The organism is Sphaerisporangium corydalis, assembly GCF_025506355.1.
Lineage (GTDB): Bacteria > Actinomycetota > Actinomycetes > Streptosporangiales > Streptosporangiaceae > Sphaerisporangium > Sphaerisporangium corydalis.
The window spans coordinates 1-23,668 of record NZ_JANZYP010000099.1 but is presented as its reverse complement, the minus strand read 5'-3'; the positions used below and the strand labels follow the sequence as shown (position 1 = coordinate 23,668).

Sequence of the window (23,668 nt, the reverse complement as noted above, 5' to 3'; positions counted from 1 at the left end):
ACCTGGTCGATCTGCACGCAGGCCAGATGAGGGAACAGGACCGTCAGCAACCCCGAAATCGTCACCCAGCATGATCGGCAACCCGGGCAGTCGACCGCCGGAAGATCACGAAATTAGTGCCAGAGCCTGAAAACTGACCCTGTAGCGACCGAGGATTTGACGGACGCGCAAGTAGCCACGGATGATGCGCTAGCCGAGATCATCCAGGCCGAACCAGATCCCGGCAAGCTACGCCGCGCAATGACCGCATTGAAGGGCCTACTCGCTCCAATTGCGACCGGCCTGGCGGCTGGCGCCAGCGAGGGTGCGCGGGACTTCGCGCGTACGGCAATCGAGCAACTCGGGAGCCACATCTAAAGCTATTCGTAGGCACGTCAGTAGGTGTGCCCCGGCAGGACTCGGACGTACAGCACCCGCTTAGGAGAGCGCGGCTGGAACCGTTTCGGCAGTAGATCTGACCTGGGCAAACAACCCGTACCAGTGCCGCCCTTCGCTTGATCATCCCGTGCATGTCCCGTAATCGCGCCATCGCCGCCGGAGCCGCTTCAGGGCCGCGATGGTCGAGGCGGCCTGGGTCACCGCCCGCACCCGGTCCAGCATCGGCACCCGGCTGCGCCGCCTGGGCCGCGACTTCGGCAAGCAGCACGCTAAGAAGGGCGCGGTCACCATCGCCGACACCCTGCTCCCACCCTGCTTTGTCATCGCTTAGGCGGTCGTAACTAGAAATACCGACTACCGAAAAAACGGCAATGACTTCGAGGCCCGCCGCGGCACTCGCCACGCCCAGCACCTGGCCGCCCGTCATCAAAAGACCCTGGACCGCTATTAACAATACTCCTCGCAATTGGGGAAAGGAGTTGTTCTGATTCACTTGGCAACTAGCCATTGACAACACAGCTGGTGGCCGAGTCCACCGAGTGGACCTCGGGGTTGGCACGAGCAAGCGTGCGCCTGACGTCCTTCGAACGCCGCCTGCCGGTGACCGGGCTCGCGCTCGACGTGCGGCGGGAGTCTGTCTCCCCTTGCGACAAGCGGTGTGACCAGTTGCCGCAGTGCACATCACCGTGGCCGCGACCGTCGACGGCCCACGCCGGTGTCGAGATGAACCGTCGATTCGACATACTCGAATGCCCGGTGAGGAATCCGTCGATCAGCCAGTAAAGTCCACGAATCGAAACCCTTGACAAGGTGTCTCACATTTATCAAGGCTGTGATCAGGTACCAAATCGCAGAGGATTCGAGTTATTCGAATGGTGACGACAGGAATGCCGACGACGAGGAAGTCCTCGAGTACGACCAAGGCTTTCGAGCTGCTGGAGACGGTGGCGTCCGCCGGCACAGCGGGTGCGAGCCCGCACGATCTGGCAGCCGCGTCCCAAGTCGCGGTCAGCACGGCCCACGGTTCTTCTCCCCGGCGGTCCTCCAGCCGCACCAGACGGGCTCGCGGACGGAGTCCTTGGCGCCGGCGCTCGGGCTCGCCGACGTCACCAACGCCACCCGCCGACGGCGCCGCGCACGTCGGGTTCGCCCACGACGACGAAGGTGTGTCGGTCACGGCCAACGTCTTCACAACCCTCATCGGCCACGAACGGACGCCTTGCTCAACGGAGAAGGAAGCGCAATGAGAGCAACAACTCGCAATCGCGGAAGTCGCTTGGCCGCGGCGGCCCTGAGCGTGGTCACCCTGGGGGCATCTCTGGTCCTCGCCGCGACGCCGGCCGCCGCGGACGAGCCCAGCGCCTCGATCATCTTGGGCGAGGTCAACGAGGAGAACGGTCTCCGCCAGATCGAGCAGGGTGACGGCACGACCGCACCCGTGACGGTCGGCGGGCTGAGCGCACGCGCGACCGTGCAGACCTCGGCACCGGCGGAACACATGTATTTCCAGGTCGACGACGCGGTCGCCTTCGATGGCGCGTTCGTCGCGTGCCTGCAGGTCGAGTACTTCGACGAGGGCGGGGCCACATTCCGCGTCCAGTACGACTCGACCAGCAACGCGTACGGCTCGACGGGTTCGGTGAACCGCACCGGGTCGAACACGTGGAAGACGGCGGGCTTCGAGCTGATGGACGCCCGGTTCGCCAACCGCGAGAACGGCGGAGCCGATTTCCGCGTCGAGGCGGGCACGGCCGGGGTGACCTTCCACAGCGTGAAGTTGACGATCATCCAGAACGACGACGGCGTGACCCCGCCGTGCGCGGCCGCCTCGCCCGAGCCGGATCCCGTCACCCCGCGCTGGAAGCTCAAGTATGTCGAGCAGTTCGGGAAGCCGATCCGCACCAAGGCCAGCCCGTGGGTGCTCGACGACTACAGCGAGCCGGTCGACGACTTCAACGACGACAACGGCGACCTCTACCGCCTTCAGCTCGGCCCCGAGTTCGACGCGGCGATGGCGACCATGCGGACCTACCGGCAGGAGACCAAGTTCGGCCGGAACGGCTGGCTCACGGCGTCCCTCTCCGCGCGCGAGAGCGGCGGGCGGGTCGACGACAGCTATACCGACATTGCCGAACGTCCGTCGATCACGACGGAGTCGCTGAAGAAGGCGGGCTCCGTCGCCAAGATCACCGTGCCCAACTACACAGGTGGCGCGATCATCCGCAACACCAAGCCGCTGCCGAAGTATTACCGCATCGAGTACGACCTCAAAACGCTCGACTTCGGCGGCTTGCGTAACGGCTCGCTGTTCTACGACGGCAAGTACAACGGGTACGCCCTCGGGGAGTGCAAGACGTTCTACCCCTGGGTCGGCGACCCGAACGACATCGAACCGGCCGACCCCTGCGCCACACACTCCGTGCGGGAGGACAGCAACGAGGCGTACAACGCGTTCCACTACATGTCGATCCTGGACTTCCCGGCGATGCCCCGGAACCTGGCGATGTACCACTGGCATCGCAAGGTGCTACTGGACCAGTTCAGCCCGGCCCCGTCCCGGAACACGGACGGCTACGACGTCTGCAACTCGCTGACCGGTGAGAAGTACCCCTGGGACGAGAGCAACCGCACCACGGTGAACATGCTCTACTTCACGGGTTCGCTCGGTCAGTCGCAGACGTTCGTGACGAGCTGCGACCGTCGGCCGGTTTCCGGCGTGCAGAAGTCGGCCGTGGAGCTGCAGCCCGAGCTGATGCCCAAGAAGGACTACACATTCGCCATCGAGCGCACCGAGGCGGGTTACACGCTCGAGGTCAGCGGCGACTTCAAGAACGTCGGCAAAAAGACCTACCGGTTCACCCGGGGCTTCATCGACGACGACTCCGGCGTGGTCGGGGCGAACGTCCCGATCTTCCACTACAACGTGGACGCCGGAGAGTACGGCGGCCAGTTCAACACGTCGCACACCGCGCAGGGCGCATTTGGCTCCAAGACGTGGGACAACCAGTGGCCGGCCGGCTCGGCCTACCCCGACTACTTCGTCATCGGTGAGCCGTACACGAACGTCGGCGAGGGCCAGGCCCGCATCGACAACATCCGGCTGTACGTGCCGAAGAAGTAGGCACGGGAAGGTCGCGGTCGAACTGACGCAGCCGCGCCCCTGGGACCTCAAACTGCACCCAGGGGCGCGGCCTGCGCTGCGGAGATCTTCGCTCAAGCGATCGGCGAGTAGGCGAGAGCTGCCTCTGGTCACCTGTGAGCAGGGGTGTTAGCAAGATCGCGAGATGGTCATGACCAAACACGAAGGCCCGTCCCAGGGAGCCCCCGGTGACGGGCCTTTCACATGAGCGCGGCCGACAGGAGTCGAACCCGTAACCTTCTGATCCGTAGTCAGATGCTCTATCCATTGAGCTACGGCCGCCTGCTTGCCTGGACAAGCATAGCGGGTATCGGGGGGTGTGCCGAACCGATATCGGGAGCGGCTGGGGCGTCCGAGGCGGGGGACGGAGGGGGTTGTGGTCGTGAGCCGCATCGGGGTGCGGGACGGAGGCCGTGACGTGTGGCTGGTTGGGGAGGCGGGCGGGGCCAGGAGGAGCGTCAGGGGCGGGGTCAGCGGCGGGGCCCGGGGGCGGGGTCGAGAGGTGACGTAGGGGTGCCCTCAGGAGGGGTGTCTGAGGGCTGCGTCAGGGGGCGGCTACTACGCGGATTTCGAAGTCGAGGCCGCTGACCACCTGGCCGGCCCTGATCTTGCAGGTCTTGCGCAGTTCCACGTCGCCGTCGACCATGACGTTGCCCTCGGCGATGAAGTGCTTGGCCTCGCCGCCGCTCTCTGAGACGGAGCAGTACTTCAGCAGGTCGCACAGCGGGATGAAATCGGTGCGTAGCTGGAAGGTCTCCTCCAGGAAGTTCTCGTCCACGCCCATCAGCATAGGCAGATCGGCACAAGGCGGAGACCGCTCTCCCGGCAGTTGAGCACGCCACGCCCAGTGGCGGTGGCGCGTGGAACGGGCTGGCGTGCGGAGGTGGTGGCCTGGCGAGGACGTGTGGCCCGGGGAGGTGCCGACGTTCTGGCGGAGGGCTGGACGGGGGGCGAAAGGGAATTTAGCCTTGAATGATCTCGAAGGCGGACAAAACCCCTGCAAACTTTCATCGGTCCGGGCGTGGCGCGAGGCGTCGGTGGCTATGAACGGGTCACTCGGAGTGGCTCTCAGGCCAGCAGGACCTCGCGGATCGAAGGCATGAATCAGCAGCCAGCGTTGTACGCCATCAGCGGTCTCCCGGCGCAGGTCGTCGCGGGGATCGGGCTGGCCTGCCTCGGGCTCGTGACGATCTTCGCGGTGTTCCTCCTCAGGCGGCGCAACCGGGGTGTGGCCGCCCAGGCACACTCCCAGCACGTCGCGGACCTCACCCACCTGCTGCTCCGCGCCCAGTACGACTACCCGCGTCCCACGCTGGCCGACCTCGTGCAGTGTTCCCGCCACGGCGGCCTGACCATACGCCTCCATCTGGCGGGATCGCCGCGGGAGCTGCCGGATCCGGTGGACCTCGCCGGTATGCGGATCATCCAGGAGTCGCTGACCAACGCCCTCAAACACGGTGAGCCGAACGCCACCGTGGTTCTGTGTTACCGCCCCGACCGGCTCACCCTCACGGTGGACAACCCCATGTCGGGGAAGGGGGCGCCCTCCCGGGGGCCGCATCACGGGCTGGCCGTGATGCGGCGCCGGGCGAACAGGCTCGGCGGTTCGATGACGGCCGGTCCGTACGAGGGGGGCTGGCGCGTGCACGCCGAACTGCCCCTCCGGACCTAGCCGACCGCACGAGCGCCTACGAGGAGCGGATCATTCGGCGACGTAGAGCGACAGGGATTCGGCGACGCACGCGGGCCTGGACTGGCCCTCGACCTCCACGGTGATCCGCAGGTTGGAGAGCGTCCCGGTGGGCGTGTCCTTGATCTCGATGAGCTCGGCGCCGGCCCGGACCCTCGCCCCCACGGGGACCGGGGCCGGGAAGCGCACCTTGTTGAGGCCGTAGTTGATCCCCATCTTCAGCCCGCCGACCCTGAAAAGCTCCGTCATGAACGAGGGCAACAGGGACAGGCTGAGGTAGCCGTGCGCGATCGTCGCGCCGAATGGGCCGTCCTTGGCCCGCTCGACGTCGATGTGGATCCACTGGTGGTCGTCGGTGGCGTCGGCGAACAGGTTGACCTGCTCCTGGGTGATCTCACGCCACTCGGTGTACCCGAAGTGCTCGCCGGTGGCCGCCTTCAGCTCGTTCAGGTTCGTGAAGGTCCGCATGGCCAGAATCTTATTCTGCCGACGCCGCCGCTACCAGGCCACCGGGCTAGATGTCCCCTGAGTACGACCAGGTCGCGAACCGGGTGATCTGGATGAGGATGACCGGTCCTGCGGGGACGTTATCCACATATTGGGGATATTTCGTGACCAGCGGTGCCAGGACGGCGGCCCGCTCGTCCTCCCGCTCCACGAGCGTGGCCAGGCCGTCGGCCCGCACCCACCACAGGCGCGTCCAGTCATCGTCGTAGTGGTCCACCAGAACGGACACTTTGGGATTCGCCCGGATGTTCCGCAGCCGGCGCAGGTCGGTGGTCCGCTTGGGCTTGTGGTCGATCGCGGTCACGATGCGGTCGCCGGCGAGGGCGAACGTCACCGGGACGAGGTGCGGCGCACCGTCCGCGCCGGCGGTGGCCAGCCTGGCCACGCGCGCCTCCCGCATCCGCGCCCGGCCGTCCTCGGCGGGACCTGCGCCACCGCGCCGTGCCGGATCGTCTTCCACCTGGGCCATTCGCGTATCCAAGCACGGCGTCGCCGCATGCGTGACGAACCAGGGCCGGGGCAAGGGTGCCGATTCGTCCGGTGCCGGGCTGGTCCGAGATCAGATCGTCTGGATAGCGAATGGAGCAGCATTCGGACTGAATAGCCCCGATCAGGTGTCCGGGTGGCGGGGGAAGAGGTGCTCCCCTTCGTGTTCGAGGGGAAGGACGCAGCGGCGGCCGTTGTCGGCCTCCTCGCAACGTGTGGCTCCGTCGCGCCGGGGGAGCGGGAGCGTTTCGGACGTGCCGGTTTCCATGTGCTTACTGCCTGTTCTCCAGGGGAGGGCGCCTGGACCATGACCAGAAACATCCTCGCATGTAGCTGATTGATATTCCTCATGCCACGGAGAACGATTTACGATGATTTGTCGCTTGTGGGGCCTACTCCCCTAATGCGACGCCTGTGCCCACGCGCCCTGGTGGGCTTCGACGAGCCAGCGGTCGACCCGTTCCATGTCCGGCTCCTCGGGAAGGTCGCAGATCGGGATCAGCCGCTCGAGCCGGTCCTCCAGGTCGGCGGCCAGGGCCAGCACGTCGGCCCTGGTGTACTTGCCCTGCCGCAGGTCGACGATGAGCGTCCGCCAGCGCTCCGGCATCGGCAGCGTGATCGCTCCCGTCTCCAGCAGCTCGATGCCCTGCACGCCGAGGCGGATCATGTGCCCGGCGTACTTGGTGTCGTAGCCGTACCGCTCGACGAGCTCGGGACGGTTGGTGCGCTTCCCGTCCGGGTGATCAACCATCCTGTCGCGCTGGGAGCGCAGGTAGCCGAGGAACCGGTGCCCCGCCCGCCGAGAAAGGATCATGTCGACCCTGGCACGCAGGTCGTGGCCGACGGCGTCGATGCTGACGATCTCCTCGGCCGGGACGAACAGCGGCAGGAGCACGGTCGGGTTGCCGGTGGTCGCCAGGCGCATCCACTTGCGCAGCGAGTAGACGATGAGATCGAGATCACCGTGGCCGGACCGGACGCCTTCGGGCTGGGTCCGGTAGACGTACTGGTCGAACCGCCGCAGGCCCATCACGTACTCGGGCGGCTCGAGGCTGATGCCCATCTCGTCACGGTCGTCGGTGCCGGCGATGGCGGTGCCGTGCACGCCTGAACCGACCTGGCACCGCAGAATGGTCATCTGGTCCACGATGGCCTGGTACTCGGGCGTGGAATGCTTGGTCCAGCTCATGTCGTCCCCTGATCGTCCATCCACAGGCCGGGACATGGAAATCCGACCGCCCTTGGGCCGCCGAATCCGCGTCCAGCCAGAGGTGGGAAGCTCTCCGTCCCACGACCAAGATCTACGCCGTTTCCCGGAAACACGCTACGCATTTTCTCGCACCGGAACCCGCGTAGCAGCAGAGTTCCGGGAATGCCCGAAGCCCCGCCTCCATGAGGAAACGGGGCTCCGTTCTTGCCGGGGCACTAATGTGACGCGCCGCCCCGCTCCCTGGTTGTCACGCTGGCGATCCACCTGATACCAGCGGGTAACGAAAGCGGCTCTCCTCGCACGTCAGGTCGTACCGTTCCCGAGATCAAGTTGGTGGCAGTGCTTGCGGGTTTCGAGCCCGCCACCCGAGGGTGTCACCAAAGAAGTAACTGCCATCTACGCACCGGGAAGGCGCCCAGCGAATCGCGATCTTCCCCGAGATCGGAGTCGGCGACGGGCTTACAAACAGGCGCTCTGCCATTGAGCCACCGCCCGGCAAGGGCGAGCGGGAATCGAACCCGCGTTTCCTGTTCCCATGAAGTATCCGCAGCCTGCGCACCGGGGAAGGAACGTATCCAGTTGTCCGCCTCGAGGTTCCGGAAAACGGCGAGGCGCTGACTTTGTTCACAGGATAGGTGGTCCTCCGCACATCGCGCGCGCGAGTTTCCCGTCCCCACCGCGCGACCCGGCCATCACCGCGACCCGGCCATCGCCGCGACCTGACCATCGCCACACCACCCCTGGCCACGCCACCACCCGACCCGACCGGCCACCACGTGGTCATCGCACGGCCCGGCCTCGGTCATCAGGCGGCCCGGCGGCGCGGACCAGGCGCCCGGCCCTGATCGGATGGAGCCGGCCGGTGCGGCACGAACGCCGACCACCCGCGGCGCGATTTCGGCGTCGGCCCGATGCCGCGAAGAGTTCACCACACCTTTGGCGAGCTTTGCCTTATGTTTGACCGGTTTTGTCGGGGATCCTGACAGATGTCCGACCCCTCTCGTACTCGCCTGGAGGCTTCGTGCACACCCTGCAACGCCCCCGACCCTCGTGGCTGGCCCGGTTCATCGTCGTGGTCACCGCCATCACCTCCCTGACCGGCGTCGTCGGCATCACCCCCGCCAGCGCGTCGGTCTACAACTCCTGCACCATCTCCCGGTGCTCCGACGCGCGCTCGGCCGACGCCAACTGGGCCGCCAAGAGCTACCCCACGACCAGCGGCTGGTACTCCTGGCCGGACGGCAGGTACAACTACACTGGCGGGCGCTTCTACAACCGAGAGGGCCAGCTGCCCAGCGGCGCCACCTACTACGAGTACGACGTGTACTCCCGGGCGAGGGGCGCGGCGCGTGACGCGTACCGGATCGTCGTCAACCGCAGCACCGGCGTGACCTGGTTCTCCCCGAACCACTACACCGACTTCTACCGGCTCTAGGAATCCAATGACATCCGCCGCACGTCCTCTGCCGCAATGGCTGACGGTGTCCACCGGCCCGGCGCCGGCGGTCGTCGACGGGCGCGCGTGCCGGACCCGCGCCGCCTTCTTCGAGGAGGCGGCGCGGGCGCTGCGCTTCCCCGAGTACTTCGGCCACAACTGGGACGCGCTCGCCGACTCCCTGCGCGACGCGACCCTCACCAGAGATGCGACCCGCTCCGGAGACGTGACCCTGATCGTCCGGAACGCCGAGGAACTGCTCACCGACGAGCCCCCAGAACAGCTGGCCGCCTTGCTGGCCGTCCTCACCGAGGCCGCCGCCACCGGCCTGACCGTGACCCTCCACACCGACCCGGCCCACGAACCCCTGCTCCTGCATCGCATCGCCATCGCCCTGACCTGACCCGCCCCATCCGACATACCTGACGAAAGTCAGGGCGGGGTCCTGCCGATCGTGCGATGTGTGGTCCTCGTGCCGGCTTCTAGCTTCGTCGCATGCGAACGGAAACCTTTGAGGGCCTCCAATGAGGATGCGGAAGGCCGCAGCGATCGCCGGTCTGACCGGCGTGTTGCTCGCGACGGGCGCGACGGGGACAACGGCGGCGAGGGCCGTGGCAGGGGCCACAGAGACCGCGACGGAGGGCGGCGGACTGAGTGCGGCCGCGGTCGACCACTACATGCGTGACTACATCGAGCGGACCCACCTCCCCGGTGCCCTGGTCGCGGTCACCAAGGGCGACCAGGTCGTGCTCGCCGCGGGCTACGGCCACACGGCCGGCGGCGAGGCGATCACGAAGGCCACGCCGATGCCACTCGCCTCGGTCTCCAAGTCGTTCACGGCCCTGGCCGTGCTCCACCTCGCCGACCAGGGCAAGATCAACCTGGACGCCCCTGTCCGGACATATCTGCCCGAGTTCACCATGGCCGATCCCCGTGCCGGGAAGATCACCGCGCGGGAACTGCTCCAGCAGACCTCGGGGATGAGCGACCAGACCTTCCCCGAGCTGACGCTCCCCGCGCCGGACACCCTCAAGGACGCCGTCGCGATGATGCGGAACGCCCCGCTCGCCACCGATCCGGGCACCAAGGAGGCCTATCACAACCCCAACTACACCGTCGCGGCGCGGCTGGTCGAGGTGGTGACCGGGATGCCGTTCGCCGACTACATGGCCGCCACCATCTTCGGTCCGATCGGCATGACGTCCACCAGGACGATGAACACCACGATGGACCTCCCCGGCGCGGGCGAGGGGTACATCCGCGCCTACGGCCAGGTCATCAGGCGCTCCCACCCGAAGTGGTTCACGAACGGCGCCTTCGGCGTCGTCAGCACCGCCGACGACATGGCCAAATGGCTGATCACGCAGAACGGCGGCGGCCACGTCTTCCCCAAGGCGACCCTCAAGACCGCCCAGACCGCATCCGGCGTGGGCGGCAGCACGTACGGCATGGGATGGGACACCGGGAGGACCGCCGGAGGAGCGCCCCAGGTCCGCCACACCGGCTGGCTGCTCACCCACAACTCCGAGCAGACGCTCCTGCCCACGAGCGGGTACGGCATGGCCGTCGTCACCAACACCGGGATGATCTCCGGTGACGACGCGGTCATCATCACCGACGGCCTGATCGACATCCTCGAGGGCCGCCCCGACGCGGGCGCCGTACCCTTCACCACGACCGCGGACCCGTGGCTGGCCGGCCTGACGCTGCTCAACCTCGGGCTCGGCGTCCTCGGGGTCTGCCGCGCCCGGCGCTGGGCCCGGCGCCGTGCCGCCCGCCCCGCGTGGCGCCTGATCGTACGACTGGTCCCCTACGCGCTGCCGGTCGCGCTCTACACCGGGCTCGCCGATCTGTTCGGCTTCCTGATGCGCCGCGAGGGCACGCTGGACCAGGTCACCTACGTCTGGCTCGCGCTGTACATCTGGGCCGGCACCGGCGCGCTGGCCGCCGCGGCCGTCGTCGTCTCCCGGCTCGTCAACACGGTACTCATCCGCCGGTCGGGCACGGCCCCACCGCTGGCGCCGACATCTGCCCGTCCCTCTCACGTGGGGTAGCGTGCCTGCATTACCGGGCGGTACCCGGCTTCGGGTGCCGTCTTCGCGGACGGGCGGAGGCGGGGGCCGATGATCCGAGTGCTGCTGGCGGACGACGAGGCGCTGATCCGGGCCGGCATCCGGGCGATCCTCGCCACGGCCGGCGACATCGAGATCGTCGCCGAGGCGGCCGACGGACACGAGGCCATCGACCTGGCCCTGCGGCACCGCCCGGACATCTGCCTGCTCGACATCCGGATGCCCCGGCTCGACGGGCTCCAGGCGGCGGCCGAACTGCGCCGACTCCTCCCCGAGATCGCCGTCGTGATGCTCACGACCTTCTCCGAGGACGAGTACATCGCGAGCGCGCTCGGCTCCGGCGCGGCCGGCTTTCTCCTCAAGTCAGGCAACCCACGCGAACTGATCGCCGGCGTCCAGGCGATCGCCGACGGCGGCGCGTACCTCTCCCCCACCATCGCCCGGCGGGTCATCACCCGCCTCGGTACGCGGGGGTTCGGCAGGCAGGCCGTCGCCCGCGCCCACCTCCAGGAGCTCACCGCCCGCGAGCGCGAGGTCCTCGCCCTGGTCGGGGCCGGCCTGTCCAACGCCGAGATCGCCCGGCGCCTGCATATCGTCGAAGGCACGGTCAAGGGGTACGTCAGCCAGATCCTCACCCGCCTCGACCTGAAGAACCGAGTACAAGCCGCGATCCTCGCATACGAGGCAGGTCTCGTAGCCGAGGAGGAAACCCCACTTTCGTCAGAGGCGCCGGTGCGCGGGCAACGGAGATCCTGAGTTCATGCGCAGCGCACCCGGCCGGTTCTCCCGTCTCTTCGACCTCGGTTTGTGGCTGGTGGTGTGCCTGCCGCCGGTCGCGGCGGCCGCCTCCCTGAACGGGCGGGACGTGGTGACGGTGGCCGTGGGCGTCCCGCTTCTGGGGGCCGCGGTGGCGCTGGGCCGCAGATGGCCGCTGACGGCGCTGGCCGTGCCGGTGGCGCTGAGCCTCGCGCTGGACGTGCGGATGCTGAGCCCGCTGTACTGGACGGCGCTGGTGCTCTTCGGTTTCCTGGCCGGGCACCGGACGGCGACCGCCCGTCCTGCGCTGTGGTTCTTCGGCGCCGTCACCGCCGCCGGACTGCCGTTGTGCGTGCTCGTCCTGCACGACCTGTGGAGCTGGCCCACCCAACTGCTGACGCTGCTGCTCACGGTGGGGGTGCCGTGGTTGCTGGGCCGCTACCGCCGCCAGTACGCCGAACTGGTCGGCACGGGCTGGCGGCTGGCCGACCGGTTGGAACGCGAGCAGCGGGCCGTCGCCGACCGCGCCCGTCTCCGGGAACGGGCCCGCATCGCGGGCGACATGCACGATTCGCTCGGCCACGACCTGACGCTGATCGCGGTACGGGCCGGTGCCCTGGAGCTCGACCCCAAACTGGACGCCCGGCAGCAGGCCGCCGCCGGCGAGCTGCGGGCGGCCGCCGGGGCCGCGACCGAACGACTCCGGACGATCATCGGTGTGCTGCGCGAGGACGACGAGCGGCCGCCCGGGACCCTGCCCGCGGAGGACGCCGAGTCCCTGGTCGAACGCGTGCGTGGCTCAGGGGTCACGGTCACCCTGGAACGCCTGGGCGACACCGGCGACCTGCCGCCCATGGTCGGCCACGCCGTCCACCGCCTGCTCCAGGAAGCCCTGACGAACGCCGCCAGGCACGCGCCGGGCGCCGCCGTACACGTCCGGCTCGAACGGGACGGGACGATCCTCGGCCTCAGCGTGGTCAACGACCCGGCGATGGCGGCACCGCTGCCGAGCCTGACCTCGGGCGGCTCCGGGCTGGTGGGACTCGACGAGCGGGTACGCCTCGCGGGCGGCACACTGCGCGCCGGCTCGACCCCCGGGGGCGGCTTCGAGGTCGCCGCCGAGCTGCCGGTCACCGACGGCGCGACCCCGCGCGCCGCCCCCGCCATCCGGCCCACCACCTCCGCCACGGAGCTGGCCCGTGCCCGGCGGCAGGTACGGAACCGGCTGGTCCAGGCGGTCGTGGCCCCGCTGGCGGTGCTGGCCGGGATCTTCCTGCTCGTCATCCCCATCAGCTTCGTCAGCTCCTCCTTCTCGGTCCTTGATCGGGGCCGGTACGAGGAGGTGAAGGTGGGCGACGCGCGCGGCGATCTGCGGCCTCTGCTGCCCGCGTTCACCAAGGACGGCCCGCCGGACGACGCCCCGCCCCCGCCCTGGGGCGAGGACTGCGTGTACTACGACACGAAAACGGCCTCGTCCGACGCTTACCGCCTGTGTTTCCTCCACGATCGCCTCACCTCCAAGACGATCGTGGGAAACCGGTAACCCGACTCCCTGAACATCACAAAAGACCCATCGCAGTCATAATCAACGGAACCTGGACGCCTCCCCCTGCGTTGCCTTTTCAGGCACTTCCTTTCCGTACGAACGGGAGCCGCGGCATGGAGGAGCGAAACGGCTGCGGCACCGGATGCCTGGTGATGGTCGTCGGGATGCTGGTGCCACTGGCGGCGATGGTCGCGATGATCCTCGGTCTGGCCACCTTCGCCGGCGTCAGAACGGAGACCCGCGCCGCCCTCCGCCAGGGCACCATGGGCTCCTTCGTCGCCGGGGAACTGAAGTGCCAGGGGCGTGGCCCCTGCCGCTGGTGGGGCTCCTACAGATCCGACGATGGGCGGACGATCCGGGCGAGCGTCTGGATCAACGGCTACTTCATGTCCGACCTGACCGAAGGATCCCGCGTGCCGGCCCTCGACACAGGTCACGGGGTCGTGGTGCACCGACCGGGCTATTTCGATGCCATCGGCCCGCTGATGTTCCTCGGGTTCACCCTGATCGTGCTGTTCTGGCCCGGATACCTGTTGTGGCGCCTGCTCTGGAAGCGCCGTCGGCCAAAGCCGGCGTAAGACCCTCTTGGGTCCCCCGTGAGAGCTACCGGCATTGCTCTCTCACGAGGGATTTCTCCTTTCACGTGGCTTCGTAGTGTTGACCGCCGGGCGAAACGCCTCGGCGCGAACACCATTGTGAAAGGACCCCCTCGACATGGTTTCCAGCGACAAGGACGAGAACGGCGCCGCCACGGCCCGGCGGACCCCCCGGGTCTGGTCACGTTTCGTGATCATGCTGGTCGCGACCATCGTCATCATGATGGTCGTGGGGGTGCTGAACGCCTCGCTGAGCGGCCTCGGCGTCCTGGAACTCGTGATCGGTATCGGCAGCTCCGTAGCGGTTCTCCTCTGCTACGAACGGCTGTCCAAGCGTGTCGAGCGCAGGGAGACCGTCCCCGAACTGGCGCGCACCGAAGCACGATCGGGACTGCTACGCGGGACGGCCATCGGCGCCGTCGCGTTCCTCGCCACGATGCTGGTCATCTTGATCTTCGGCGGGTGGGACGGCGTGGAGGGAGGCTCCCTCTGGGGCTTCCTGGCGACCACCGGGATCATGGCCTGCACGGCGGTGACCGAGGAAGTGGTGTTCCGCGGTGTCCTCTTCCGTTTCCTCGAAGAGCGCGCCGGCACCTGGCTCGCGCTGGGCCTGTCCGCCGTGATCTTCGGCGGGGCCCACCTGGCGTCGGGGTACCACAACGCCGATCCGGCCGCGATGCTGTGGGGCTCGCTCGCGATCGCCGTCGAAGCCGGCCTCATGCTGGGCGCCGCCTACGTGGCCAGCCGTACGTTGTGGCTGCCGATCGGGCTGCACTTCGCCTGGAACCTCAGCGAGGCGGGCGTGTTCGGCACCGCGGTGTCGGGAACGGCGAACGAGTTCGACGGCCTGCTGCACACCAGCCTTTCCGGTCCCTCGGTGCTGACCGGCGGGACGTTCGGCCCCGAAGCGAGCCTGATCGCGATGCTGACGTGCGCCGTGCCCGCGGTGATCCTGCTCCGCAAGGCGATGCGCGAGGGCCGGATCGTACGGCGCGGAGGTGCGGCTCAGTCCGCGGCTCAGTCCGCGGCGGACACCAACCCCACCCGGTAGGCGAGGACGACGGCCTGCACGCGGTCGCGCAGATCGAGTTTCGTCAGGATCCGGGACACGTAGGTCTTCACGGTCTCGGCGGTGATGAACAGTTCGGCGGAGATCTCCGCGTTCGACAGACCGGCGGCGAGTTGTTCGAGCACCTCCAGCTCGCGGCGGGTCAGCACTCGTACGATCTCTTCCCTGGCCGTCCGGGACGCGCCGGCCGGGCGGACCCGTTCGGCGTAGCGGCCGACCAGCGCGCGGGTGACGGCGGGCGCCAGCAGGGAATCACCGCGGGCGATGGTCCGCACCCCGTTGACCAGTTCGGCCGGTGGCGCGTCCTTGAGCAGGAAACCGCTGGCCCCGGCCCTGAGCGCCTGGTAGACGTACTCGTCGACGTTGAAGGTCGTCACGACCAGCACCTTCGCCGGGATGGCGGTGCCGGGACCGGCCAGTCGCCGGGTGGCCTCGATGCCGTCCATGACGGGCATCTGGATGTCCATCACGACGACGTCCGGCCGCAGGCGGTTCGCGGCGTCCACGGCCGTACGACCGTCCGCGGCCTCCCCGACGACGTCCATATCGGACTGGGCGGAGAAAATGCTGATATATCCGGCGCGCACCAGCGCTTGGTCCTCGCAAATGAGCACCCGGATCGGCGGGCCGGTCACGTCGCGTTCCCGGACGGGACGGCCGCGTTCCTGGAGGGGTTGGTCGCGTTCCTGGAGGGGACAGCCGGGCTCCCGGACGGGACGGACGCGTTCCTGGAGGGATGCGTCTTGTTCCCGGACGAGACGGTCGCGTCCTTGGGGGCGTGAGTCGCGTTACCAGACGGGACGGTCGTGTTCCTGGACGGGATGAGGGCGCGGACGCTGAAACCGCCGTGGGGCCGGGCCGCGGCCACCAGATCGCCATCGAGCATGCGTACCCGTTCCTTCAGCCCCGTCAGGCCTCGCCCGCCCGACGGGACCCGGGGTAAGGCGTCGGTGGGACCGTCGTTGGTCACCTCGATCTCGAGGTGGTCGTCGTGATGCCGGACCGTGACCGTCGTGGGCTGCCCGGCGGCATGCTTGATCGCGTTGGTGAGCGCCTCCTGGACCACCCGGTAGGCGGCCAGCTCCACGTCGGCGCCCCGCGGACGCCGGTCGCCGTGTTCGGTCAGCTCGACGGGCTGACCGGACAGCCGGGCCTGTTCCACGATCTCACCGACCCCGCTCAGCGTCGGGGCACGGTGGGCGACCGCCGACTCCCCGGTCGCCTCCAGCACCCCGAGCAGGTGCCGGAGTTCCGTCAGCGCCCGCCGGCCGGTGTCGCTGATGGCGGCGAGCCCGCCCCCGGCCTCGCCGCCCACGTAGCGTGCCGCGTCGGCCTGGACCACCATGGCGGTGACATGGTGGGTGACCACGTCATGCAGTTCGCGGGCGATGCGCGCCCGCTCGGCGGCCATGGCCACCTCCGCGCCGAGTCGCCGCCGCTCGGCCTCCTCCGCACGCCACCGGCGCAACCCGCCGCCCGTCAGCCGGCACACCACCAGCGCCAGGTAGAACGCGAAGAAGTCCGGGGCCCGGTTGGGCGACCCGAGCCCGACCAGCACGACCGTCAGCACGACGTACCCCGCGGTCATCAGCGCCATGAGGCCGCGCCGGTACCGGACCTGATGGGCCCCGGCGGCGTACAGGGCGAGATAGAGCCCGATGCTGGCGAACGTCTGCGGATAGGACAGCGCCTGATGAAGCGCGAACGCCGCGCCGACGACCATGAGACAGGCCGCGGGCCACCGGCTACGCGCCACCAGCGGCACGGCCTGCGCCACGGTCAGCACCACCGCCAGCGCGTCCGCCGGACGCTTGGGCAGGTCCGCCAGTTGCGCACCGATGGTGGACAGCGTGGGAACGAACCCCATCAGCGTGAGCCCCGCCGCGAGCACCCCGTCCTTCACGAACGAGTGAGCGGCCCGCCACCGACCCTGCCAGAACCGGAAAATACGTGCGCCATTCGCGAGCACCGAGCAAGACTAGCGCCCGCTCCACCGCCTCAAGACCCATATCACCCCGCACACGGCACAAGACGCCTGCTCACCGGCAGCGGATGCGACCCCGGCACCCACCACTCGGCGCGCCCAGAAAGCGTGATCCATCCAGATGCGCTCACCTTGCATTCACCAACGGGACAGGCAAGCACATTTGGAACAAAGGAGGCCCTCTCCCCGGAAAGGGAAAGGGCCTCTGCAGAGTGGAGGCTCGGGGATTTGAACCCCGGATGGGCTACAGACCCGAACGCATTAGCAGTGATCAGATGTAGCGTTAGCCGATGTCCCAACCTGGGAAAACAAGCATCAGCGGACATCGGCTAACGCCCAACGAAAGCTTACGAGTCAGAGTGGCAGGCAGTCCCGCCGGATGAAGAACCAGTTCTGGTGGCCCATGCCGTCGTTGTCCCCGTATCTAGTCGCGTGGATCATGGCGTACGCGCCGTCTCGGGAGACATACCGCCATTTGACGCGGTTGCTGCCGCTCGTCGATACCCCGTCGACGCCGATGGTTAGCGCTTCGGGGAGTTTACGTGAGGGCTTGGACGTGGCCCTCCATGGCTCGACGTTGCCCCACCCGTCGATCTTCCCGTTCCGCACCGCGCACCCGCCGTGGGGTTGGAGTTTGACGGGCTGCCCGTCGTCGCCCTGCCCGTTGGAGCCGATCATGCCGTTGGTGAACCGGCGCTTGAACTCCTCGCCGCTGGGATACTTGCGAGGGGCTCCGCAGGCCTTGGAGATGGCGCGCCCGCCCGGAGTAGTCGCTTTGTAGAAGATCCAGAAGCACCGGCTTAGGCTGCCGCCGACGCGGGCCCAGGTGTAGGTGTCCTGGCCTCCGTCGATGCGGACGGACCAACCCTTGTATGCGGTCCCGATCACGAAACTGCCCGGCGCGCTGCGCAGGAGTGTGTAGTCGCTATCCACATACCTGGGGGCGGGGTCGGCCGAGGCGGGCGTGGCGATGGCGAGGATCAGAAGCGGTGCCGCGAGCCACATACGCATGGATGTCTCCTTCGTTCGGATGAGGGTCAGCGGCAGGCGGGCAGGTGCATGGCCTCGACATAGCCCCAGCGGTCGGCGGCCGGTGCGTACCCCAGGATCCACTCCTCTGGACCGTGGTGGCCGCAGGTGGCGGTGGTGATGTAGAGCACGTCGCCGGCACGTAGGTTGCCGATCACGAAGGACGCGGGCTCGCTGCGGTAGGAACCGACGGAGCCAAGGTGGATCGGCGTGCCGGTCGGCCCCCCAGCGTGCGTCGCGCTGACGGGAACGGTTTTCACCCGGCCGTCACCTCCGATGGCCTGCAGATCGGGCAGCGGCGTGCCGTGGTCGCCTTGGCTGTACGCGGACGGGTCGCGCAGGCAGGATTTGGCGATGAAGCCCCAGTTGGGGCGGTCCTGCTTGCTGTAGTCGAGGACCATCGCGTACTCGTTGTAGGTGTATCGGACCCCCACGTTCTGGCCGTTGCTCTTGTTCCAGGCCCGAACGGGAGCGCCCGGCTTCGGGTAGTTCTCGTGGATCGCGCAGTCCTTCTGGAGGCTGGTGCGGTGGGTGTAGTGCGTTTCCATTGTTGTCGTGGCCATCGCCGGTGTGCCGAACTGGGCGGCTAGGGCGATACCGAGGATGAGCGCACTCTTGCGGGGGAAGCGCATGGCGATTTCCTGACGCAAACTCTTGCTCCTTTGTTGAGGGTAGTTGTGTCGGAATAAAGTTCCGGATCGCTTGTGCGACCGCTCGCAGTCTTTACGGGCGCGGCCGAACAAGCGAGCGTTTTCCGTGAGAAAAATTCAGAAAATGTGTGCAAACCGCTGAAAAGCCGCCTAGCCTGAGGCTTCGCATCGAGAACCGCTGGTTCGCAAAGGGGGTTGAAATGGACAAATCTCGCGAAAATAGCATCGCTCCTGTGATCATGAATGAGCAGGTGGGGGAAGGGGTGAGAAGGGCACGAGAGGCCGCTGGTCTGACTCAGGGGGACGTCGTACGGAAGCTTGCGCAGATTAATGTAGAAATGTCCGTTTCCACACTGTCGCGTAGCGAGGCCGGGGCTCGGGAGTTCAAGGAACCTGAGCTCCAGGCCATCAGGGAGGTGTTCAGGACTTGGCATGTGGGGGTGCCACTAACCTCTGAGCCGGACTCGCCCGAACACCGAACACCGTCAAGTAAGGCCCAGGAACTCCTCCGCCGACGCGCGGTTGCGTTTAGCATTACTGGAGTACTGATCGGCGTCCTGGGACTTCTGGGAATGATCGTGGTGATGATGAGTCGCGTTGCCCCGACCGGCCATTCTGATACGCAAGCCATTATGGCAGCAGGCTGTGACCATTTCCGCGTTGCGGCACACGACCTGTGGTTACGCGATCAATATGGTGAAACGGTTGTACAGCTACCCCACAATACCGACATTGTGTACTCCGGAAAGCAGAATGCATCTGGCTATTGGGAGATCACTACGGCCGACGGCAAGCGGGGCTGGGTGGACTCCTCCTTCTTGAAACCTCACTGCTAATTTATGGCAGGGGTGGCGAGGGCCACTGGTATCGATTCTTCGGTTGTCGGCTCGTCCATGATCCGTTTGATCATCTCGATGCGGTTCACATTGCCTTCCGCTGCCCCGGAGCCTTAAGGCAGGATGAGTCCGGCCTTGGCCGCCTCCCAGTCACGGGGAAGTCCGGCGACGAAGTCGCGTAGATCACGGGCAGGACTTCGCTCCGCTCGCGCAGCCCAGCCGTCCAAGTCATGCCCACCGCGCCGACGAATGGGCATCTCAGCGTATGACCACATGCGGGCGGCCCTGAACGCGATAAACAAGCCCATGGCGTTCACACGAGGATGACCAGGTCTGAACGGTGTACGGGTGCCGCCAGTGATCTGATGCAGGACGCGAGCAAGCGCATGAGGGCCGCGCTCCGGGGCGATGCACGATCCCCGGCGGCCCACTGCAACTGGAAATGCAACCGTTACCCCAAAAGATAAAAATCCCTCGTCCCTGAAATGGGGAGGGTTGGGAACGCCCACGGAGTGTGGGCGTTCCAACCGGCTTCCTTGTGTCATCCCCCGAGATGGCGAAGTACTCCTGCCGGTGAAGGTGTAGCTGCTTTGTAGTGGGTTCGAGGAGCGTCGGCTATTGCGGTCACTCCGGGGGCCGGTGTGTCTGTCTCACTTCGCGGTCGATTGCCCAAGCGTCCGCTACCGGGCCCACGTGTCCGAGCTTGTCGGGGTTGATCACCGCTCGGATCGTCTGGATCTGCCCGTCGAGTATGTCGAGCGCCAGGGTGTGGAGCACCTTGCCGTCCCGGTCGCGGAAGATCGCGCCCGGCTGGCCGTTGATGTCGTGCGGCTCGAACGTCACGTCGACCCGGGCCATCCGAGGGAAGACCGAGGCGAGGACCCGGGCCACGTTCATGGCGCCGATGACGGCCCTGGCGAGCTGCGGGGCCTTGCCGCCGCCGTCGCCGACCATCGACACGTCGGCGGCGAGCAGCTCCCGCAGGCCTGCGACGTCGCCTTCGCGGAGGGCGCCGAAGAACCGCGACGCCAGTTCCTCCCGCTCCTTGCGTACCGCTTCGAAGCGCGGCCGCCCGGCCTCCATGTGCCGCCGCGCCCGCACCAGCAGCTGCCGGCACGCCGCCTCCGACCGCCCCACCGCCGCGGCGACCTCGCCGAACCCGAAGCCGAACACCTCCCGCAGCACGAACACCGCCCGCTCCAGCGGGCTGAGCCGCTCGAGCAGCAGCAACGCCGCCATCGACACCGAGTCGGCCAGCTCCACCGACCGCGCCGGATCCTGGTACGGATCGCTCAGCAGCGGCTCGGGAAACCACGGGCCCACGTACTCCTCCCGCCGAACCCGCGCGGAACGCAGCACGTCGATCGAGATCCGCGTCACCGCGGCGGACAGAAGGGCCTTGGTCGACGTGGGCCGGGTCGCCGAGCCGTCAAAGCGCAGCCACGTCTCCTGCACCGCATCCTCGGCCTCACTCACACTGCCCAGAATCCGATAGGCGATCGAGAACAGCAGCGGCCGCAGCTCCTCGAACTCGTCGACCTTGCTCACGCGGGATCCCCTCCCCTTGAACCCTCAGTACAACCGCCCGGGGTGCCCGGAGCGGTGAATCCGCCCAGGTGCCCGAGCCGGCGGCCGGCGCCGTTCAGCGCAACCGCCCGGGTCCCCGGAGCCCGGGCCAGCGGCCGGCGCCGTTTCAGTGCAACCGCCCGGGCTCGTAGTCGCCGGCCGGCTGCTGGGCGATGATGTTCAGCCGGTTCGCCGTGTTCATGAAGGAGATCAGGATGACCAGGGCGGCGAGTTGCTCCTTGTCGTAGTGCTTGGCGGCGTACGCCCACACCTCGTCGCTCACCCCGCCAGCGCCATCCGCGATCCGGGTACCCTTCTCCGCCAGCTCCAGCGCGGCACGCTCGGCCTCGGTGAAGACCGTGGCCTCCCGCCAGGCCGCGACCAGGTGCAGTCGGACCGAGCTCTCCCCGGCGGCGGCGGCCTCTTTGGTGTGCATGTCGATGCAGACGGCGCAGCCGTTGATCTGACTCACCCGAAGCGCCACCAGCTCCTGCGTGGCGCCCGGCAGCGGCGAGTCCTTGAGCGCCTTGCCCGCCGACATGAAGTACTTGAGAACCTTGCCGGCGGTCGGGTCGGCGAAGTAGTCCAGTCGCGCGTCCATGATGTGCTCCTCTGCGGTCGTCGATGGCTACACCCCCTGAGACGAGACAGCCCGCCCCCCTGTGACATGGCCGCGCTGCCCCGTCTTCGATGTCCTCACGGCAGGAGCATCTGACACCGGAGGCAGCACGCCGCCTTACCAGTTGTGTCGGCGGAAGACAGTGGTCATCCGCAGGTGGCCGGTCGCGATCCCGTCGCCGTCCCGACACGCTTGGCGTCCTACCAGGACGGTGCCTTATTCTCTCGTCGTGCCTAGACGACGGCGGTATAAGACCTTGGCTCTGATCGTGTTCGTCGCCACGGTGGCGGTCGTGGCAGGCGCGACAAGTCCGCTGTCGGCTGCCTCGAGTGCGGTGCGAATCGCAAGGCCTCATTCGCTGTACCGCGTCATCTGCGATCTGAAGGGCAAGGAGATCTCGACCGGCTGCACTCCTGCAAAAGCGGCCCGGGTCGAAGGCGGACCCCCGGTCGAACTCGCCGACGTCAACCAGACATATGACAATTTAGGCGCGGCCTACAACTTCTTCGCCAAGTACCTGAACCGGGATTCCGTCGACGGCAAGGGCATGCCGCTCAAGGCACTGGTCGAGGCCTGCGACGGGCTGAACTGCCCGGTCAAGAGCAGTTTCTGGGCGAACGACTATTTCGTGGTCGCTGCCGACGCCGCGGCCGGTGACGACATCACCACCCACGAACTGACGCACGGCATCACCGACTACACCTCCAACCTCGCTTACACCTTCCAGTCCGGCGCGATCAACGAATCGATGTCGGACATCTTCGGCGAGTTCGAAGACCAGGTCACCGCCGTTCCCGGCAGCAACGATCAGCCGCACAACGACTGGCTGTTCGGCGAGGACGAGGCCCAGTACCAACCGGTGCGCAGTCTCGCCGACCCCACCAGGGCCATGGGCAGGAACGGCTACCGCTCGCCGGATCGGATGCACTCGCCCTACTACTTCGTGTCCGCAGCCGACATCAACCCCGGGAGCCCGGACGACAGCGGAGGAGTGCATTACAACAGCGGCGTCGGGAACAAGGCCGCCTGGCTGATCGCCGCACCCGGCACACACGTCTTCAACGGACAGCGGGTGACCGGGATCGGCATTCCCAAGGCCGCCAGGATCTACTACCGCGTCCTGCAAACGCTGCCCTCCGCGGCCAACTACCCCGACCTGGCCACCGCGCTGACCACAACCTGCGCCCACCTCTCGGCCACCCGCACCGCCGGCATCACCGCCACCGACTGCCTCCAGGTCCAGCGGGCCGTCACCGCCACCGAGATGCGGCTACCGCCGCTCTCGCCCGCGGCGGCGCTCGTTCCCCCGGCACCGGTGTGCCCGACCGGCACCAGCGCTACGGTCCTGGCCGCCGACGGCTTCGAACACGCCGACACCGGCCCCTGGACGGTGACCGGGCAGTGGCGCTACCCGCCGGCCCAGGGCACCGACCCGGCCTACTCCGACATCCAGTACCACTCCTACGCGCGAGAGGGTAAGCGCTCGCTGGAGTCCTACACTCCCACCGATCTGATCGACCCGGCTCTGCCGCGCCGGAGCATCGCGACCTGGAAGACCACCCTGGCCGTCCCGGCTGGAACCACCACCTATCTGCGGTTCCAGCAGGCCCGGCTGATGTCGGTCGACAAGGGCAAGAACCTCGGGGCCGGGTACGTTCAATACCGGCTCGACGGAGGTCAGTGGCAGGACGCCGGCAAGCTGTTCACCGACAACGGATACACCGGTGCCCTCGCCAAATCCACCGGCTACGGCACCACCAAGGGCTTCACCGGCAGCACCCACGGCTACACCGCCAGCCGGATGAACCTGACCCCGCTGGCCGGGCACCAAGTCCAGATCCGTTTCGTCTCCGTCATCGACAAGGAGTACGTCTCGGCGTGGTGGCTGGACGACGTCCGCGCCTACACCTGCGCGCCGGCCGACCAGGTCTTCGTTGCTCGCCCCTCACGGCCCACTCTGCAGGCCGGCTAGCTGTACTGACCACGGAGGTTGAGTACGCGGACACGGCGTTGATGTTCTTGTAATGGGTGAGGGCCTTCGGGTTCGGTGTGGATTGCGACGTCTACACCGACCTGCCGGAGGCCCTCATGCCCCACCGT

Annotated in this window: 22 protein-coding genes and 1 tRNA gene; 12 read left to right on the top strand and 11 right to left on the bottom strand. The window is 67.6% G+C overall.

Translation table 11 applies throughout. From position 1 onward, the window contains the following. The first annotated feature begins 556 nt into the window (after positions 1-556). Together NYZ98_RS39290 and NYZ98_RS39285 are read left to right on the top strand one after the other, a co-directional pair. Positions 557-709 carry a hypothetical protein gene (locus NYZ98_RS39290; protein WP_262850247.1) on the top strand — a complete coding sequence of 51 codons (153 nt, stop codon included), beginning with the start codon at positions 557-559 and terminating at the stop codon, positions 707-709. Between the two features lie 945 nt (positions 710-1,654). Further along, the gene (locus NYZ98_RS39285) at positions 1,655-3,499 is read left to right on the top strand and encodes a hypothetical protein (RefSeq protein ID WP_262850245.1); all 1,845 of its coding nucleotides are present in this window, start codon (positions 1,655-1,657) and stop codon (positions 3,497-3,499) included. Positions 3,500-3,726: 227 nt separating this feature from the next. Here the strand turns inward: NYZ98_RS39285 and NYZ98_RS39280 are convergent. Together NYZ98_RS39280 and NYZ98_RS39275 are read right to left on the bottom strand one after the other, a co-directional pair. Further along, positions 3,727-3,799, bottom strand: a tRNA-Arg gene (locus NYZ98_RS39280). A gap of 262 nt (positions 3,800-4,061) precedes the next feature. Further along, positions 4,062-4,295, bottom strand: a complete 234-nt coding sequence (locus tag NYZ98_RS39275; protein WP_262850243.1) for an RNA-binding S4 domain-containing protein — start codon at positions 4,293-4,295, stop codon at positions 4,062-4,064. A 321-nt stretch (positions 4,296-4,616) separates the two neighbouring features. On the opposite strand from NYZ98_RS39275, the gene NYZ98_RS39270 reads away from it, so the two are divergent. Beyond that, complete coding sequence (locus tag NYZ98_RS39270; RefSeq protein ID WP_262850242.1) at positions 4,617-5,189, top strand: sensor histidine kinase; 573 nt, start codon at positions 4,617-4,619, stop codon at positions 5,187-5,189. A 30-nt stretch (positions 5,190-5,219) separates the two neighbouring features. Here the strand turns inward: NYZ98_RS39270 and NYZ98_RS39265 are convergent, their stop codons facing one another. The 3 genes from NYZ98_RS39265 to NYZ98_RS39255 form a co-directional block, all read right to left on the bottom strand. Beyond that, positions 5,220-5,675 (bottom strand): MaoC family dehydratase, encoded by a 456-nt coding sequence (locus NYZ98_RS39265; protein WP_262850241.1) that lies wholly within the window; start codon positions 5,673-5,675, stop codon positions 5,220-5,222. Between the two features lie 46 nt (positions 5,676-5,721). Continuing rightward, positions 5,722-6,183, bottom strand: coding sequence for a TIGR03668 family PPOX class F420-dependent oxidoreductase (locus NYZ98_RS39260; RefSeq protein WP_262850240.1), 462 nt, complete (start codon positions 6,181-6,183; stop codon positions 5,722-5,724). Between the two features lie 417 nt (positions 6,184-6,600). Beyond that, a complete protein-coding gene (locus NYZ98_RS39255; protein WP_262850239.1) occupies positions 6,601-7,389 on the bottom strand; it encodes a nucleotidyltransferase domain-containing protein in 789 nt (262 codons plus the stop codon). A gap of 1,042 nt (positions 7,390-8,431) precedes the next feature. Here NYZ98_RS39255 and NYZ98_RS39250 point away from each other — a divergent pair. The 7 genes from NYZ98_RS39250 (at position 8,432) to NYZ98_RS39220 (ending at position 14,866) form a co-directional block, all read left to right on the top strand. Continuing rightward, entirely contained in the window at positions 8,432-8,845 is a 414-nt protein-coding gene (locus tag NYZ98_RS39250) for a ribonuclease domain-containing protein (protein WP_262850237.1), read from the top strand. Positions 8,846-8,852: 7 nt separating this feature from the next. After that, positions 8,853-9,248: a barstar family protein gene (locus tag NYZ98_RS39245; RefSeq protein WP_262850235.1), complete on the top strand. Its 396-nt coding sequence runs from the start codon at positions 8,853-8,855 to the stop codon at positions 9,246-9,248. Between the two features lie 208 nt (positions 9,249-9,456). Then, positions 9,457-10,899 (top strand): serine hydrolase domain-containing protein, encoded by a 1,443-nt coding sequence (locus tag NYZ98_RS39240; protein WP_262850233.1) that lies wholly within the window; start codon positions 9,457-9,459, stop codon positions 10,897-10,899. Between the two features lie 69 nt (positions 10,900-10,968). Then, positions 10,969-11,673 (top strand): response regulator, encoded by a 705-nt coding sequence (locus NYZ98_RS39235; protein ID WP_262850231.1) that lies wholly within the window; start codon positions 10,969-10,971, stop codon positions 11,671-11,673. A gap of 4 nt (positions 11,674-11,677) precedes the next feature. After that, the gene (locus NYZ98_RS39230) at positions 11,678-13,216 is read left to right on the top strand and encodes a sensor histidine kinase (RefSeq protein ID WP_262850229.1); all 1,539 of its coding nucleotides are present in this window, start codon (positions 11,678-11,680) and stop codon (positions 13,214-13,216) included. A gap of 116 nt (positions 13,217-13,332) precedes the next feature. Further along, positions 13,333-13,797 carry a hypothetical protein gene (locus tag NYZ98_RS39225; protein ID WP_262850227.1) on the top strand — a complete coding sequence of 155 codons (465 nt, stop codon included), beginning with the start codon at positions 13,333-13,335 and terminating at the stop codon, positions 13,795-13,797. Between the two features lie 136 nt (positions 13,798-13,933). Next, the gene (locus NYZ98_RS39220; protein ID WP_262850225.1) at positions 13,934-14,866 is read left to right on the top strand and encodes a CPBP family intramembrane glutamic endopeptidase; all 933 of its coding nucleotides are present in this window, start codon (positions 13,934-13,936) and stop codon (positions 14,864-14,866) included. Here NYZ98_RS39220 and NYZ98_RS39215 read toward each other — a convergent pair. From NYZ98_RS39215 to NYZ98_RS39200, 4 genes are all read right to left on the bottom strand, one after another. Next, positions 14,833-15,519: a response regulator gene (locus tag NYZ98_RS39215; protein WP_262850223.1), complete on the bottom strand. Its 687-nt coding sequence runs from the start codon at positions 15,517-15,519 to the stop codon at positions 14,833-14,835. The two genes, NYZ98_RS39220 and NYZ98_RS39215, sit on opposite strands and share 34 nt — an antisense overlap. Then, positions 15,516-16,853: a histidine kinase gene (locus NYZ98_RS39210; protein ID WP_456115264.1), complete on the bottom strand. Its 1,338-nt coding sequence runs from the start codon at positions 16,851-16,853 to the stop codon at positions 15,516-15,518. Before NYZ98_RS39210 ends, NYZ98_RS39215 begins: the two co-directional genes overlap by 4 nt. Before the next feature lie 369 nt (positions 16,854-17,222). Beyond that, complete coding sequence (locus NYZ98_RS39205; RefSeq protein ID WP_262850219.1) at positions 17,223-17,879, bottom strand: SH3 domain-containing protein; 657 nt, start codon at positions 17,877-17,879, stop codon at positions 17,223-17,225. 26 nt (positions 17,880-17,905) lie between these two features. Continuing rightward, complete coding sequence (locus NYZ98_RS39200; RefSeq protein ID WP_262850217.1) at positions 17,906-18,547, bottom strand: hypothetical protein; 642 nt, start codon at positions 18,545-18,547, stop codon at positions 17,906-17,908. Between the two features lie 200 nt (positions 18,548-18,747). Here NYZ98_RS39200 and NYZ98_RS41670 point away from each other — a divergent pair, with 200 nt between their 5' ends. Next, a complete protein-coding gene (locus NYZ98_RS41670; protein WP_407696445.1) occupies positions 18,748-19,383 on the top strand; it encodes a helix-turn-helix domain-containing protein in 636 nt (211 codons plus the stop codon). Between the two features lie 624 nt (positions 19,384-20,007). On the opposite strand, the gene NYZ98_RS39195 is transcribed toward NYZ98_RS41670, so the two are convergent. Continuing rightward, on the bottom strand, positions 20,008-20,931 hold the full coding sequence (locus NYZ98_RS39195; protein ID WP_262850215.1) for an RNA polymerase sigma-70 factor: 924 nt from the start codon (positions 20,929-20,931) through the stop codon (positions 20,008-20,010). Between the two features lie 145 nt (positions 20,932-21,076). Then, positions 21,077-21,550 carry a carboxymuconolactone decarboxylase family protein gene (locus NYZ98_RS39190; RefSeq protein ID WP_262850213.1) on the bottom strand — a complete coding sequence of 158 codons (474 nt, stop codon included), beginning with the start codon at positions 21,548-21,550 and terminating at the stop codon, positions 21,077-21,079. A gap of 352 nt (positions 21,551-21,902) precedes the next feature. Here NYZ98_RS39190 and NYZ98_RS39185 point away from each other — a divergent pair, with 352 nt between their 5' ends. Continuing rightward, positions 21,903-23,540, top strand: a complete 1,638-nt coding sequence (locus tag NYZ98_RS39185; protein ID WP_262850211.1) for a M4 family metallopeptidase — start codon at positions 21,903-21,905, stop codon at positions 23,538-23,540. Positions 23,541-23,668: the final 128 nt, after the last annotated feature.